Source organism: Actinomadura sp. J1-007, from assembly GCF_009793335.1.
In the GTDB taxonomy this organism is placed as follows: domain Bacteria; phylum Actinomycetota; class Actinomycetes; order Streptosporangiales; family Streptosporangiaceae; genus Spirillospora; species Spirillospora yumaensis.
On record NZ_WING01000002.1, the window covers coordinates 624,135 to 638,188 of the forward strand.

At 74.1% G+C, this 14,054-nt stretch carries 14 protein-coding genes; 11 read left to right on the forward strand and 3 right to left on the reverse strand.

Annotation, left to right across the window (positions count from 1 at the left end):
• The first annotated feature begins 43 nt into the window (after positions 1-43).
• The 5 genes from pheS to GEV43_RS56660 all read left to right on the forward strand — a co-directional run bounded on the left by pheS (position 44) and on the right by GEV43_RS56660 (position 5,683).
• Positions 44-1,153: a phenylalanine--tRNA ligase subunit alpha gene (gene pheS, locus GEV43_RS36860; protein WP_160825362.1), complete on the forward strand. Its 1,110-nt coding sequence runs from the start codon at positions 44-46 to the stop codon at positions 1,151-1,153.
• Positions 1,153-3,639 carry a phenylalanine--tRNA ligase subunit beta gene (gene pheT, locus GEV43_RS36865; RefSeq protein ID WP_160825363.1) on the forward strand — a complete coding sequence of 829 codons (2,487 nt, stop codon included), beginning with the start codon at positions 1,153-1,155 and terminating at the stop codon, positions 3,637-3,639. The genes pheS and pheT overlap by 1 nt, the downstream gene beginning before the upstream one ends.
• Positions 3,640-3,978: 339 nt before the next feature.
• Positions 3,979-5,313, forward strand: coding sequence for an ATP-binding cassette domain-containing protein (locus tag GEV43_RS36870; protein WP_375539123.1), 1,335 nt, complete (start codon positions 3,979-3,981; stop codon positions 5,311-5,313).
• Positions 5,268-5,501, forward strand: coding sequence for a hypothetical protein (locus GEV43_RS56655; protein WP_375539124.1), 234 nt, complete (start codon positions 5,268-5,270; stop codon positions 5,499-5,501). The genes GEV43_RS36870 and GEV43_RS56655 overlap by 46 nt, the downstream gene beginning before the upstream one ends.
• Positions 5,501-5,683, forward strand: a complete 183-nt coding sequence (locus GEV43_RS56660) for a hypothetical protein (protein ID WP_375539125.1) — start codon at positions 5,501-5,503, stop codon at positions 5,681-5,683. Before GEV43_RS56655 ends, GEV43_RS56660 begins: the two co-directional genes overlap by 1 nt.
• A 93-nt stretch (positions 5,684-5,776) precedes the next feature.
• Here GEV43_RS56660 and GEV43_RS36875 read toward each other — a convergent pair whose 3' ends face one another.
• From GEV43_RS36875 to GEV43_RS36885, 3 genes are read right to left on the reverse strand one after another with little or no spacing between them, the layout of a single operon-like run.
• Positions 5,777-6,649, reverse strand: coding sequence for an ABC transporter permease (locus GEV43_RS36875; protein WP_160825364.1), 873 nt, complete (start codon positions 6,647-6,649; stop codon positions 5,777-5,779).
• A complete protein-coding gene (locus tag GEV43_RS36880; RefSeq protein ID WP_160825365.1) occupies positions 6,646-7,608 on the reverse strand; it encodes an ABC transporter ATP-binding protein in 963 nt (320 codons plus the stop codon). Before GEV43_RS36880 ends, GEV43_RS36875 begins: the two co-directional genes overlap by 4 nt.
• Positions 7,605-8,093, reverse strand: coding sequence for a MarR family winged helix-turn-helix transcriptional regulator (locus GEV43_RS36885; protein WP_160825366.1), 489 nt, complete (start codon positions 8,091-8,093; stop codon positions 7,605-7,607). Before GEV43_RS36885 ends, GEV43_RS36880 begins: the two co-directional genes overlap by 4 nt.
• A gap of 174 nt (positions 8,094-8,267) precedes the next feature.
• On the opposite strand from GEV43_RS36885, the gene argC reads away from it, so the two are divergent.
• From argC to GEV43_RS36915, 6 genes are read left to right on the forward strand one after another with little or no spacing between them, the layout of a single operon-like run.
• Positions 8,268-9,296, forward strand: coding sequence for an N-acetyl-gamma-glutamyl-phosphate reductase (gene argC, locus GEV43_RS36890; RefSeq protein ID WP_160826052.1), 1,029 nt, complete (start codon positions 8,268-8,270; stop codon positions 9,294-9,296).
• Positions 9,293-10,450: a bifunctional glutamate N-acetyltransferase/amino-acid acetyltransferase ArgJ gene (gene argJ, locus GEV43_RS36895; protein ID WP_160825367.1), complete on the forward strand. Its 1,158-nt coding sequence runs from the start codon at positions 9,293-9,295 to the stop codon at positions 10,448-10,450. The genes argC and argJ overlap by 4 nt, the downstream gene beginning before the upstream one ends.
• The gene (argB, locus tag GEV43_RS36900) at positions 10,447-11,409 is read left to right on the forward strand and encodes an acetylglutamate kinase (protein WP_160825368.1); all 963 of its coding nucleotides are present in this window, start codon (positions 10,447-10,449) and stop codon (positions 11,407-11,409) included. Before argJ ends, argB begins: the two co-directional genes overlap by 4 nt.
• Positions 11,409-12,623 (forward strand): acetylornithine transaminase, encoded by a 1,215-nt coding sequence (locus tag GEV43_RS36905; protein ID WP_160825369.1) that lies wholly within the window; start codon positions 11,409-11,411, stop codon positions 12,621-12,623. Before argB ends, GEV43_RS36905 begins: the two co-directional genes overlap by 1 nt.
• A complete protein-coding gene (argF, locus tag GEV43_RS36910) occupies positions 12,620-13,537 on the forward strand; it encodes an ornithine carbamoyltransferase (RefSeq protein ID WP_160825370.1) in 918 nt (305 codons plus the stop codon). The genes GEV43_RS36905 and argF overlap by 4 nt, the downstream gene beginning before the upstream one ends.
• Positions 13,534-14,049 (forward strand): arginine repressor, encoded by a 516-nt coding sequence (locus GEV43_RS36915; protein WP_160825371.1) that lies wholly within the window; start codon positions 13,534-13,536, stop codon positions 14,047-14,049. Before argF ends, GEV43_RS36915 begins: the two co-directional genes overlap by 4 nt.
• Positions 14,050-14,054 lie beyond the last annotated feature (5 nt).

The following is a 14,054-nucleotide window of genomic DNA, read 5'->3' on the forward strand; positions in this document are numbered from 1 at the left end:
TAGACTGCGGGCGTCCCACGCCGACCGGAGTCATCACACCACCATGTCTGCACCCAACAAGTCCTACGACCCTGTCGAGGTGTCCGCGTTGCAGCCCGAAGAGCTGGATCGCGCCCGCGACGAGGCCCTCGCGGCCATCGCCTCGGCCGCCGACCTCGACGCGCTGAAGCGGGCGCGCCTCGCGCACGCGGGCGACCGCTCCCCGCTGGCCCTCGCCAACCGCGAGATCGGCGCGCTGCCGCCGCAGGCCCGCGCCGAGGCGGGCAAGCGCATCGGCGCCGCTCGCGGCGCGGTGGGCCAGGCGCTCAAGGCCCGCCAGGCCGAGCTGGAGGAGGAACGCGACCAGCGCGTGCTCGTCGAGGAGGCCGTCGACGTCACGCTCCCGTGGGAGCGCGGCGCGCGCGGCGCCCGGCACCCGCTCACCACCATCCGGGAGCGGATGGCCGACGTGTTCGTCTCGATGGGCTTCGAGGTGTCGGAGGGCCCCGAGGTCGAGGCGGAGTGGTTCAACTTCGACGCCCTCAACTTCAAGCCCGACCACCCGGCGCGGACGATGCAGGACACGTTCTTCGTCGGGTCCGAGGACACCGGCCTGGTCCTGCGCACGCACACCTCGCCGCTCCAGATCCGGTCGCTGCTGACCAAGCCGCTGCCGGTGTACGTGGTCGCGCCCGGCCGCACGTACCGCACCGACGAGCTGGACGCCACCCACAGCCCGGTCTTCCACCAGCTCGAAGGGCTCGTGGTGGACGAGGGCATCACGATGGCCGACCTGCGCGGCGGCATCGACGCGTTCGTGAACGGCATGTTCGGCGAGGGCCTGACGACGCGGATGCGGCCGTCGTACTTCCCGTTCACCGAGCCGTCCGCCGAGGTCGACATGCGGTGCTTCGTGTGCCGGGGCGCGTCGGCGGAGCCGGGCGGCGAGCCGTGCCGCACCTGCTCCTCGGAGGGCTGGATCGAGCTGGGCGGCTGCGGCATGGTCAACCCGCGGGTGCTGGTCGCCTGCGGCATCGACCCCGACCGCTACAGCGGCTGGGCGTTCGGCCTCGGCATCGACCGCACGCTGATGTTCCGGCACGGGGCCGAGGACATGCACGACATGATGGAGGGCGACGTGCGCTTCACCCTCCCGTTCGGGATGGAGATCTGATGCGGGCCCCGCTTTCGTGGCTGCGGGAGTACGTCGACCTTCCCGCCGCCGTCACCGGCCGCGAGCTGGCCGCGAGACTCATCGACGCCGGCCTGGAGGTCGAGACCGTCGACCGCGCCGGAGCCGACATCACCGGCCCGCTCGTCGTCGGCGAGGTGCTGGCGATCGAGGAGCTGACCGGGTTCAAGAAGCCGATCCGCTACTGCCGGGTCGATGTGGGACGGGCCAACGGCAGCGGCGAGCCGCAGAACATCGTGTGCGGCGCCGTCAACTTCGCCGTCGGCGACCGGGTCGTGGTGATCCTGCCGGGCGGGGTGCTGCCCGGCGGGTTCCAGATCGGCGCGCGCAAGACGTACGGGCACCTGTCCGAGGGCATGATCTGCTCGGTCAGCGAGCTCGGCATCGGCGAGGACCACGACGGCATCCTGGTGCTGCCGCCGGACGCCGAGATCGGCGCCGACGCGATCGAGCTGCTCGGGCTCCGCGACGACGTGCTCGACATCGCGATCACCCCGGACCGCAGCTACTGCCTGTCGATCCGCGGCATCGCGCGCGAGGCGGCCATCGCGTACGGCGCGGCGTTCACCGACCCCGCGGCCGTGGAGTTGCCGGCCGAGGCCGACGCGTCCGGCGAGGCCTACCCGGCGAGCATCGCCGACCCGTCGGCGTGCGACCGGTTCGTGCTGCGCGAGGTGCGCGGCTTCGACCCGGCGGCGCAGACGCCGCTGTGGATGCGGGTGCGCCTGCACCGCGCCGGGATGCGGCCGGTGTCGCTCGCCGTGGACGTCACCAACTACCTGATGCTGGAGCTCGGGCAGCCGCTGCACGCGTTCGACCGGGCCAAGCTCACCGGCCCGATCGTGGTGCGGCGGGCCGAGGCGGGCGAGAGCCTGGAGACCCTCGACCACGTCAAGCGCACGCTCGACCCCGAGGACATCCTGATCACCGACGCGTCCGGGCCGATCTCGATGGCCGGGACGATGGGCGGCCTCGCCACCGAGATCGACGGCGCCTCGACCGACATGGTCGTCGAGGCCGCGCACTTCGACGCCATCGGCACCGCGCGGATGAGCCGCCGGCACCGGCTGCACAGCGAGGCGTCGTACCGGTTCGAGCGCGGCGTCGACCGGGAGCTGCCGCTGTACGCCTCGTACCGCGCGGCGCGGATGCTGGCCGAGCTCGGCGGCGCCGAGATCGTCGCGGGCGTCACCCACGCGCAGGCGCCGGCCCCGCCGGTCGCGATCACGATGCCGGCGGGGCACCCCGACCGGGTCGCGGGCGTCGCGTACGGCCGCGACACGGTCGTCCGGCGGCTGGAGCAGGTCGGCTGCGCGGTCGAGGGCGGCGAGACGCTGACGGTGGCGCCGCCGTCGTGGCGTCCCGACCTCACCGACCCGAACGACCTGGCCGAAGAGGTCATCCGGCTGGAGGGCTACGAGAACATCCCGGCCCGCGCGCCGCGCCCCGTCGCGGGCCGCGGCCTCACCGTGGAGCAGCGGACGCGCCGCCGGGTGGGCCGCGCCCTCGCCGGGGCGGGCTACGTGGAGGTGCTGAGCTTCCCGTTCGCCTCGGAGCGGGACTGGGACGACCTCCAGCTCCCGGCGGACGACCCGCGGCGCACGGCGCTGCGGCTCGCCAACCCGCTGTCGGAGGACGAGCCGCTGCTGCGCACGACGCTGCTGCCGGGCCTGCTGCGCGCCCTCGCGCGCAACCTCGGCCGCGGCTTCGGCGACGTCGGCCTGTACGAGCTCGGCCTGGTGTTCCGCCCGCGCGAGGGCGCTCCTGCGAAGGCGCCGCGGCTGCGGGTCGACCGCGGCCCGACGCCCGAGGAGATCGCCTCCGTGGACGCGGCGCTGCCCGACCAGCCGCTGCGGGTCGCGGTGGTGCTGTCCGGCGAGCGCGAGCCGTCCGGCTGGTGGGGGCCGGGCCGCCCGGGGATCTGGGCCGACGCGATCGAGACGGCCCGTACGGTGGCCCGCGAGGTCGGCGTCGAGCTGGCCGTGCGCGCGGACCGGCACGAGCCGTGGCATCCGGGACGGTGCGCGGCGCTGTACGCGGGCGGCACGCTCGTCGGGCACGCGGGCGAGCTGCACCCCCGCGTGATCAAGGCGTACGGGCTGCCCGCGCGCACCTGCGCGATGGAGCTGGAGATGCGCCGCCTCGGCGAGCCGCGGTTGCCGCGCTCGCCGAAGGTGTCGACGTACCCGGTCGCCACGCAGGACGTCGCGCTGGTCGTCGGCGCCGACGTCCCGGCGGGCGAGGTGGAGGGCGCGCTGCGCGAGGGCGCGGGCGACCTGCTGGAGTCGATCCGGCTGTTCGACCTCTACACCGGCGAGCAGGTGGGGGAGGGGCGCAAGTCCCTGGCCTACACGCTGCGGTTCCGGGCGCCCGACCGGACGCTCACGGCCGAGGAGGCGTCCGCGGCCCGCGACGCCGCCGTGGCGGTGGCCGCCGACCGCACCGGCGCGACCCTGCGCGGCGCGTAGGCGCCCCTTGCGATGAACGGCCCCGCGCGTCCGCGCGGGGCCGTTCGGTCTTTTCCCGGGGCGCGGGAATGCGTCCTCGGGGTTTTGTGTTGGTCAGAGGGTCCGGCTACGCTGGACCGGTCACATTGTCGTCCGGCTGGGGAGTCCATTGAGGAACTGAGGTCCGACACCGCGCGGCGGCCCCGCTCGTCCTCGACGAGCGCGCGGGCACGCGCTACGTGACCTCAGTGGACCCTCGTCCCGCCGGGCGTTCTCCTTTTCCGCCCTCCGGCTCGTCGCGCGTTCCGCTCGCGGTGTCTCCATGAGTCCGCATTCCACCGACGTGTCATGGAGGCCCCTTTGTCATTCGCGATCGTTTGCCAGGACGTGTCGTTCGCCTGGCCGGACGGCACGGTGGTGCTCGACGGCCTGGACGCCGCGTTCGGCGCCGGCCGGACCGGGCTGATCGGGGTGAACGGCTCGGGCAAGTCGACGCTGCTCAGGCTGATCGCCGGGGAGCTGCGCCCGGCGTCGGGCACGGTCAGCGTCGCGGGGGAGGTCGGCTACCTGCCGCAGGACCTCCCGCTCGGCACCGCCCGCACCGTCGCCGACCTGCTCGGCATCGGCGCGGCCCGCGCGGCGCTGCACGCCATCGAGCGCGGCGAGGCCACCGAGGCCAACTTCACCGCCGTCGGCGACGACTGGGACGTGGAGGAGCGCGCCCGCGCCGAGCTCGACCGGCTCGGCCTCGCCGGGGTCGGCCTGGACCGCACCGCCGGCACGCTGTCCGGCGGTGAGGTGATCATGGTCGGGCTGGCGGCGCGGTTCCTCGCCCGGCCCGACGTCCTGCTGCTGGACGAGCCCACCAACAACCTGGACCTGGACGCGCGCCGCCGCCTGTACGACGCCGTCGCGTCCTGGCCGGGGGTGCTGGTCGTGGTCAGCCACGACCGGGAGCTGCTCGACCGGGTCGACGAGATCGCCGACCTGCGCGAGGGCGGCGTCCGGTCGTTCGGCGGCAACCTCACCGGGTACGAGGAGCTGCTCGCGGTGGAGCGGGAGGCGGCGGAGCGGACCGTCCGCGCCGCCCAGACCGACCTGCGCCGCCAGAAGCGCGAGCTGGAGGAGGCGCAGGTCAAGCTCGCCCGCCGCGTCCGCTACGGCAACAAGATGATGGAGAGCAAGCGCGAACCGAAGATCATCATGCAGGAGCGCAAGCGGCAGGCGCAGGTGTCGGCGGGCAAGCACCGGATCATGCACGAGGAACGGCTCGCCGGGGCCCGCGACCGGCTGTCGGAGGCGGAGGACGCGGTCCGCGAGGACGACGAGATCCGGATCGAGCTGCCCGCGACCGAGGTCCCGGCGGGCCGTACGGTCCTGACCGTGACCGGGCTCGCCGCCGCCGAGCCGTCCCCGGCGACCCTCTCGGAGCTGATCGTGCGCGGCCCCGAGCGGATCGCCCTGGTCGGCGCGAACGGCTCGGGCAAGACCACCTTCCTCCGCGCGCTCGCGGGGAGGAGGTCCCGAGGATCGACCCCGCGCCCGCGCCCGCGCGTGAGGCCGAGGACGGGCCGGCCGATGCGGTGGGCGCGCCGGACGCCGTGCTCGGCGTGGGGCCGGACGTCGTGGTCAGGACGGGCGTGGAGGGCGTGCGCTACCTGCCGCAGCGGCTCGACGTCCTGGACGACGCGCTGAGCGTGGTCGACAACGTCCGGGTCCAGGCGCCCGCGGCGCCGGTCAACGCGATCCGGTCGGGTCTCGCGCGCTTCCTGTTCCGGGGCGCGAAGGCCGACCGGAAGGCGGGGGCGCTGTCGGGGGCGAGCGGTTCCGCGCCGTCCTGGCGTCGCTGCTGCTGGCCGAGCCCGCGCCGCGGCTGCTGCTGATGGACGAGCCGACCAACAACCTCGACATGGCGAGCGCGGCGCAGCTCGCCCAGGCGCTCGACTCGTACCAAGGCGCGCTGGTCGTCGTCAGCCACGACGTCCCGTTCCTCAGGACGCTCGGCATCACCCGCTGGCTGAGGATGGACCGCGTGACCGGACTGACGGAGACCGACCCGCTCTGAGGCCGCTCCAACGGCCGCGCGGGCTGACGGGGCCTCCTGGGAAGGGGCCCGTCCGCCCGCGCGGCCGTGGTGCGTCGTCGGCGCGGTGCCGCTTCAGGTGAGGACGCGCTTGGTGAACGTCCTCGTCGCCGACCAGGTCAGCAGGGCGGTGCTGACGACCAGCACGCCCATGTAGGCCCAGAAGGACATGTGGTCCATCTGCGGGGTGAGGGCGGCGCGCAGGCCCTCGTTCACGTACACCATGGGGTTGAGCAGGGTGACGATCTGGAGCCAGCGGACGTGGTCGAGCGCGGCCCACGGGTAGTAGACGCAGCCGAGCATGGACATCGGCATCAGGACCAGGGCGAACAGCACCTGCACCTTCTGCGGGTCGATGAGCGTGCCGAGCAGCAGCCCGCCCGCCGAGGCCATCAGCGAGCCGAGCACCAGGACCAGGACGAGCACGGGCCAGTTGTCGACGTGGACGCTGGGCGCCTGCCCGTCGGCGTGGATGAACAGCACCGCGGGGAACACCAGCAGGCCGCCGATCAGGGCCTGGAGCCCGGCCGCCGCGATCTTCTGTACGGCCAGCAGCGGGACGGGCAGCGGCGCGAGCGCGCGGTCGGTGATCGAGCGCTGCCAGTTCAGCTCCATCATCAGCGGGAAGACCACCGCCATCACGCCCTGCATGACGATCGACGACCCGACCAGGCCGGGCACGAGGACCGTGGCGAACGTCGCGCCGCTCCCGCCGCCGGCGGCCATCGCCCCGCCGCCGATCTTGGGCAGCACGTAGGCGAACACGAAGACGAACATCAGCGGCTGCATGAGCACGCGCACGAACGTCGAGACGAAGTTCTTGCGCAGCACCCGCAGCTCGCGGGCCATCATCGCGAGGAACGTGCGGGCGAGGGTGGGGCGCGGGACGTGCGGGGCGGGCGGGCGGCCCGCGGCCGACGTCCCGGCCGCGGGGGAGATCGTGGTCATTCGCGGTACTCCCGTCCGGTCAGGGTGAGGAAGGCGGTCTCCAGGCTGGGGCGCAGCTGCGAGGCGTCGGTGACCGTGACGCCCGCCGAGGCCGCCGCGGTGACGAGCTCGCCGAGCAGGCCGTCCGGCGCGGTGGCGAACACCCGCACCTGCCCCTCGCCCAGCTCGACCTTGCTGATGCCGTCGCGCCGGTCCAGGGCCCGGACGCCGTCCGGCACGTCCCCGTCGTAGCTGACGGTGATCACGGTGTCGGCGCCGGTCGAGCCCTTCAGCCCGTCGACGGTGTCGCTGGCGAGCACCCTGCCGTGGTCGACGACCGCGACCCGGTCGCAGAGCGCCTCGGCCTCCTCCATGTAGTGGGTGGTGAGCAGGATCGTCTGGCCCTCGGCCTGGAGCCCGCGCAGCACCTCCCACAGGTTGACGCGGGTCTGCGGGTCGAGGCCCGCGGTCGGCTCGTCCAGGAACAGCACCTCGGGCCGGTGCACCAGCGCGCGGCAGATCATCAGCCGCTTGGCCTGGCCGCCCGACAGCTCGAACGGGTTGCCGCCGCGCCGTTCGGTGAGGCCGAACATCTCCAGCAGCTCGTCCGCGCGGCGCCGCGCGTCGCGGGCGCCGAGGCCGAAGAACCGGCCGCGGAACTCCAGGTTCTCGAACGCGGTGAGGTCGCTGTCGAGGGTGTTGTTCTGCGACACCATGCCGATGCGGCGCTTGACGTCGACCGACCGCTTCACGACGTCGTAGCCGCAGACGCTCGCCTCGCCCGCCGTCGGGACGACCAGGGTGGTGAGCATGCCGATCGTGGTCGACTTCCCCGCCCCGTTCGGGCCGAGCAGGCCGAAGAACTCGCCGTGCCGCACCTCCAGGTCGATGCCCCGTACGGCCTGGACGCCGCCCCGGGGCCCGGAGTACGTCTTGTGCAGATCCACCGTGCGGACGGCGATCTCTGGGGATGGGGTCACGCGCCGTCTCCCTTCGTGTCCGGATAGGTCTCGAACCGTTCGATCAGCCTGAGCAGGAAACGGCGGACGGCGGGCTCGTCGTCCTCGTCGACCACCGCGTACAGGCCGTGGAGGTCGGCGCCGATGCCCGGCCCCTTCTCGGCCATGAGCGCGCGCCCGGCGTCGGTGATGTGCAGCAGGACGGCGCGGCGGTCGCCGGGGTCGCGGCGCCGTTCGATGTGCCCGTTGCGCTCCAGGGTGTCGGCCACGGAGGTGACCGTCGCCGGGGTGATCATCAGCCGCCGGGCGGCCTCGCCCGGCCGCAGGCCGTCCTGGCCGAGCAGGACCCGCAGCAGGAAGAACCCCGCCGGGCTCACGCCGTGGCGCTCCACGATCCGCCAGACCACCGGCCCGGACAGCCGCGACGCGGCCGCGAACAGCCGCCCGATCGGCCACTCGTCGACCGGGCCGAGGGCCGCCAGGTCGCCGAAACCGAGGTTCTCCATGGCCCGCATTCTTAGGGGTACGAATGTTAGGTGTCAAATCATTAGGCATCTAAGTAACTGCCGCCGCCGCGGGCCCGGTATGTCTCGGATGGTGAGAAGCGGGCACCGTCACATTGAATACTCATCCAACATCATGCATACTCTTGCTCGTTGCTGGAGAAGGGCAGTGTGCACATGGGAATCCGGACGGCGGTGGCCGGCGCCAGCGGGTACGCGGGCGGCGAGGTGCTGCGCATCCTGGCGGGACATCCAGAGATCGAGATCGGCGCGCTGACGGCGGGCTCCAACGCGGGCACGGAGCTGGGCGCGCACCAGCCGCACCTGCGGTCCCTGGCCGGGCGCGTCCTGGCCGAGACCACCCCCGAGACCCTGGCCGGGCACGACGTCGTCTTCCTCGCGCTGCCGCACGGGCAGTCGGGGCCGCTCGCCGAACGGCTCGGCGACGACGTGCTCGTGGTCGACTGCGGGGCCGACTTCCGGCTCGCCGACCCGGCCGACTGGGAGCGGTTCTACGGCTCGCCGCACGCGGGGACGTGGCCGTACGGGCTGCCGGAGCTGCCCGGGCAGCGCGAGGCGCTGCGCGGCGCCAAGCGGATCGCGGTGCCCGGCTGCTATCCGACCGCGGTGACCCTCGCCATGTTCCCGGCGCTCGCGGCGGGGCTCGTCGAGCCCGACGTCGTGGTGGTCGCGGCCTCCGGGACGTCCGGCGCGGGCCGCGCCGCCAAGCCGCACCTGCTCGGCAGCGAGGTCATGGGCTCGGTCAGCGCGTACGGCGTCGGCGGCACGCACCGGCACACCCCCGAGATGGTCCAGAACCTCAGCGCCGTCGCGGGCGCGCCGGTGACGGTCTCGTTCACCCCGACGCTCGCGCCGATGAGCCGCGGCATCCTCGCCACCTGCACCGCGAAGGCGCGTCCCGGCCTCACCGCCGGCGCGCTCCGGGCCGCCTACGAGGAGGCGTACGACGGCGAGCCGTTCGCCGGGCTGCTCCCCGAGGGGCGCTGGCCCGCCACCTCCATGACCCTCGGCGCCAACACCGCGCTGCTCCAGGTCGCCCTGGACGAGGCCGCCGGACGCGTCGTCGTGGTCGCCGCCATCGACAACCTCACCAAGGGAACCGGGGGCGGCGCGGTGCAGAGCGCCAACCTCGCCCTCGGCCTGCCCGAAGGACTCGGGCTCACCACGATCGGAGTGTCCCCTTGAGCGTCACCGCCCCTCAGGGCTTCCGCGCCGCAGGCGTGGTCGCCGGACTCAAGGACAGCGGGGCCCGCGACGTGGCCCTCGTCGTGAACGACGGGCCCTCGCGCGCCGCCGCCGCCGTCTTCACCCGCAACCGCGTGAAGGCCGCGCCCGTGCTGTGGTCCGAGCAGGTCGCCAAGGGCGGGCGCGCCCGCGCCGTCGTGCTCAACGCGGGCGGCGCCAACGCCTGCACCGGCGCGCCCGGGTTCCAGGACACCCACGCCACCGCCGAGCGCGCCGCCGCGCTGCTGGCCGACTCGGCGGGCGAGATCATCGTCTGCTCCACCGGGCTGATCGGCGAGCGGCTCCCCATGGACGCGCTGCTGCCGGGCGTGGACAAGGCCGTCGCCGAGCTGTCGCGCGGCGACGGCGGGCTCGCCGCGGCCGACGCGATCCGCACCACCGACACCGTCGCCAAGATCTCGTTCCGGCAGGGCGCCGGCGGCTACATGGTCGGCGCCATGGCCAAGGGCGCCGGGATGCTCGCCCCGTCCCTGGCCACCATGCTCTGCGTGCTCACCACCGACGCCGACCTGGACGCCGCCGCGCTGGACCGGGCGCTGCGCTCGGCGACCGCCGTCACGCTCGACCGGCTCGACGCCGACGGCTGCATGTCGACCAACGACACCGTCGTGCTGATGGCGTCCGGCGCCGCGGGCGTCACGCCGGACGAGGCGGAGTTCACCGCGCTGCTCACCGAGGTCTGCGGCGACCTCACCCGGCAGCTCCTGGTGGACGCCGAGGGCGCGTCCAAGGCCATCGCGATCGAGGTCGTCGGCGCCGCGAGCGACTCCGACGCCGTCTCGGTCGGCCGCTCCATCGCGCGCAACAACCTGCTCAAGTGCGCCATCCACGGCGAGGACCCCAACTGGGGCCGCGTGCTGTCCGCCGTCGGCACCACCGAGGCCGTCTTCGAGCCCGACCAGCTCAACGTCGCGATCAACGGCGTCTGGGTCTGCCGCAACGGCTCGTTCGGCGACGACCGCGACAAGGTGGACCTGCGCCCCCGCGACGTGACGATCACGGTGGACCTGTCGGCGGGCCCGCACTCGGCGACCGTCTGGACGACCGACCTCACGGCCGACTACGTCCACGAGAACTCGGCGTACTCGACATGAGCACCGTGTCCGGGGCGCGGATCCGCAGCAACCGCGCGGGCGTGACCGCCAAGGCCGAGACGCTGATCAGCGCGCTGCCGTGGCTGGAGCGCTTCCACGGCGCCACCGTGGTGATCAAGTACGGCGGGCACGCGATGACCGACGAGGCGCTGCGGCACTCGTTCGCCGAGGACGTGGTGTTCCTGCGGTACGCGGGGCTGCGGCCGGTGATCGTGCACGGCGGCGGCCCGCAGATCAACGCGGCGCTGGCGGCGAACGGCATCGAGTCGACGTTCACCGCCGGGCTGCGCGTCACCACCCCGGAGGCCATGGAGGTCGTCCGGATGGTGCTGACCGGCCAGGTGCAGCGCGACGTCGTCGGGCTGATCAACCGGCACGGCCCGTTCGCCGTCGGGATGTCGGGCGAGGACGCCAACCTGTTCACCGCCGAGCGCAAGCTCGCCCTGGTGGACGGCAGGGCCGTCGACATCGGCCAGGTCGGCGAGATCGTCGAGGTGCAGGTCGGCGCCGTGCGGGCGCTGCTGGACGACGGGCGCGTCCCGGTCGTGTCCAGCATCGCGCGCGGCGACGACGGCGAGGTCTACAACGTCAACGCCGACACCGCCGCCGCCGCGCTCGCCGTCGCGCTCGACGCGACCAAGCTGGTCGTCCTCACCGACGTCGAGGGCCTGTACGCCGACTGGCCGGCCAGCGACGACGTTGTCGACAGCCTGACCACCGACGAGCTGGCGGCGCTGCTGCCCGAGCTGTCGGCGGGCATGCTGCCCAAGATGGAGGCGTGCCTGCACGCGGTGCGCGGCGGCGTGCCGCAGGCGCACGTGCTGGACGGGCGGGTGCTGCACTCGCTGCTACTGGAGATCTTCACCGACGAGGGGATCGGCACGATGGTCCTGCCGGGTCACCCCGGCGGTCCCGTGCTGGAGGACGCGACGTGGGCGGGGAACGGGAGCACGGTCTGATGACGAACGCCACGAAAGCCAACGACGAGCTGAGGAAGCGGTACGAGGCCGCGTTCATGCCCAACTACGGCGTCCCCCCGCTCGCGCTCGCGCGCGGCGAGGGGTGCGCGGTCTGGGACGCCGACGGCAACGAGTACCTCGACCTGATCGCGGGCATCGCGGTCAGCTCCCTCGGCCACGGCCACCCCGCGCTGGCGGCCGCGGTGTCCGCGCAGGCCGCGGGGCTCGCGCACACCTCCAACCTGTTCCTGCACGAGCCCGAGGTGCTGCTCGCCGAGCGGCTGCTCGGCCTCGCGGGCGGCGGCGGCCGGGTGTTCCTCGCCAACAGCGGCACCGAGGCCAACGAGTGCGCGCTGAAACTCGCCGTCAAGTACGGCAAGGCCGGCGGCCGCCCGTACGTCGTCGCCGCCGAGAACGGCTTCCACGGCCGGACGATGGGCGCGCTGTCCCTCACCGGGAAGGCGTCGATCCGCGAGCCGTTCGGGCCGTTCGCGCTGGACGTGCGGTTCGTCCCGTACGGCGACGCCGGCGCGCTCAAGGCCGCCGTGACCGAGGAGTGCGCGGCGGTCTTCCTGGAGCCGACGCAGGGCGAGGCGGGCGTCGTCCCGCCGGAGGACGGCTACTTCACGGCCGTGCGGGAGATCTGCGACGCGACCGGCGCGCTGTTCGTCGCCGACGAGATCCAGTCGGCGATCGGCCGCACCGGCGCGTGGTTCGCGTTCCAGCACGAGGGCCGCCGGCCGGACGTCCTGACGCTCGCCAAGGGCCTCGGCGGCGGCCTGCCGATCGGCGCGTGCGTCGCGTTCGGCGCCGCCGGGACGATCTTCGCCAAGGGCGACCACGGCAGCACGTTCGGCGGCAACCCGGTCAGCGCCGCCGCCGCGCTCGCCGTCCTCACCACCATCGAGGACGACGGGCTGCTCGACCACGCGCGGGAGGTGGGGCGGATCCTCGCGGACGGCCTCGCCGCGATCGACCACCCCCTCCTCGCGGGCGTGCGGGGCCGCGGGCTGTGGCGCGCCGCCGTCCTGACCGAGGCCGCGGCGCCGGCCGTCGAGGCCGCCGCGCGCGACGCCGGGTTCCTCGTGAACGCCGTGCAGCCCGACGCGATCCGGATCGCGCCTCCGCTGGTCCTCACGGCCGCGCAGGCCCGCTCGTTCGTCGACGCCTTCCCCTCGATCCTCACCGCCGCCGCTAAGGAGGCCGCCCGATGACCCGGCACTTCCTGCGGGACGACGACCTCGCCCCCGCCGAGCAGGCCGAGGTCCTCGACCTCGCCGCCGCCCTCAAGAAGGACCCGTTCTCCCGCCGCCCCCTGGAGGGCCCCCGGTCGGTCGCGGTGCTGTTCGACAAGCCGTCCACCCGCACCCGGCTCTCGTTCGCCGTCGGCGTCGCCGAGCTCGGCGGCAACGCCGTGGTGATGGACGCCGGCGCCAGCCAGCTCGGCCGCGGCGAGACCGTCGCCGACACCGCCCGCGTCCTCGAACGGCAGGTCGCCGCCATCGTGTGGCGCACCGGCGGGCAGGAGCGGATCGAGGAGATGGCCGCCGGGACGTCCGTGCCCGTCGTCAACGCCCTCACCGACGCGTTCCACCCCTGCCAGGTCCTCGCCGACCTCCAGACGGTGCGGGAGGCCAAGGGCGGCCTCGCCGGCGTCACCCTCGCCTACTTCGGCGACGGCGCCAACAACATGGCCCACTCGTACCTGCTCGGCTGCGCCACGGCCGGGATGCACGTGCGGATCGCCGCGCCCGCCCCGCTCCCGCCCGCGCCCGAGGTCGTCGCCCGCGCTACCGAGCTCGCCGCGGCGACCGGCGGCTCGGTCACCGTCACCGCCGACGCCGCCGGGGCCGCGTCCGGCGCGGACGTCCTCGCCACCGACACCTGGGTGTCGATGGGCCAGGACGGCAAGGACACCGCGCTGTACGAGCCGTACGCCATCGACGAGGCGGTCCTCGGCCGCGCCGCCGCCGACGCGGTCGTCCTGCACTGCCTGCCCGCCTACCGCGGCAAGGAGATCGCCGCGTCCGTCCTGGACGGGCCGCGCAGCAGGGTGTGGGACGAGGCGGAGAACCGGCTGCACGCGCAGAAGGCGCTGCTGACCTGGCTGCTGGAGAGCGCCCGATGACGACCCCGATGACCAAGGCCGCCCGGCACGCGAAGGTGATCGAGCTGCTGACCCGGCACCCGGTGCACTCGCAGGGCGAGCTCGCCAACCTGCTGTCCGCCGCCGGCGTCGAGGTCACCCAGGCCACGCTCTCGCGCGACCTGGTCGAGATCGGCGCGGTGAAGCTCCGCGCCGACGACGGCAGCCTCATCTACGCCGTGCCGGGCGAGGGCGGGGAGCGCATCAGGCGCACCCGCACCGGCGCCGCGGAGACGTTCGCGGGCCGGCTCACCCGGCTCGCGGCCGAGCTGCTCGTCTCCGCCGAGGCGTCCGCCAACCTGGTCATGGTGCGCACCCCGCCCGGGGCCGCGCAGTACCTGGCGTCGGCCATCGACCACGCCGAGCTCCCGTCGATCCTCGGCACGGTCGCGGGGGACGACTCGATCCTGGTCATCGCCCGCGACCCGGACGGCGGCGAGGACCTGGCCCAGGCGCTCCTGCGGCTGGCCGACCCGCGGGAGCGACGAGCCTAGGGGCC

What these genes read in the sequence shown, in the direction of transcription:
- pheS (WP_160825362.1), top strand. Translation starts at nt 44, where the DNA reads ATGTCTGCACCCAACAAGTCCTACGACCCTGTCGAGGTGTCCGCGTTG.
- pheT (WP_160825363.1), top strand. Translation starts at nt 1,153, where the DNA reads ATGCGGGCCCCGCTTTCGTGGCTGCGGGAGTACGTCGACCTTCCCGCC.
- GEV43_RS56660 (WP_375539125.1), top strand. Translation starts at nt 5,501, where the DNA reads ATGGACGAGCCGACCAACAACCTCGACATGGCGAGCGCGGCGCAGCTC.
- GEV43_RS36875 (WP_160825364.1), bottom strand. Translation starts at nt 6,649, where the DNA reads ATGACCACGATCTCCCCCGCGGCCGGGACGTCGGCCGCGGGCCGCCCG.
- GEV43_RS36885 (WP_160825366.1), bottom strand. Translation starts at nt 8,093, where the DNA reads ATGGAGAACCTCGGTTTCGGCGACCTGGCGGCCCTCGGCCCGGTCGAC.
- argC (WP_160826052.1), top strand. Translation starts at nt 8,268, where the DNA reads ATGGGAATCCGGACGGCGGTGGCCGGCGCCAGCGGGTACGCGGGCGGC.
- argB (WP_160825368.1), top strand. Translation starts at nt 10,447, where the DNA reads ATGAGCACCGTGTCCGGGGCGCGGATCCGCAGCAACCGCGCGGGCGTG.
- GEV43_RS36905 (WP_160825369.1), top strand. Translation starts at nt 11,409, where the DNA reads ATGACGAACGCCACGAAAGCCAACGACGAGCTGAGGAAGCGGTACGAG.
- argF (WP_160825370.1), top strand. Translation starts at nt 12,620, where the DNA reads ATGACCCGGCACTTCCTGCGGGACGACGACCTCGCCCCCGCCGAGCAG.
- GEV43_RS36915 (WP_160825371.1), top strand. Translation starts at nt 13,534, where the DNA reads ATGACGACCCCGATGACCAAGGCCGCCCGGCACGCGAAGGTGATCGAG.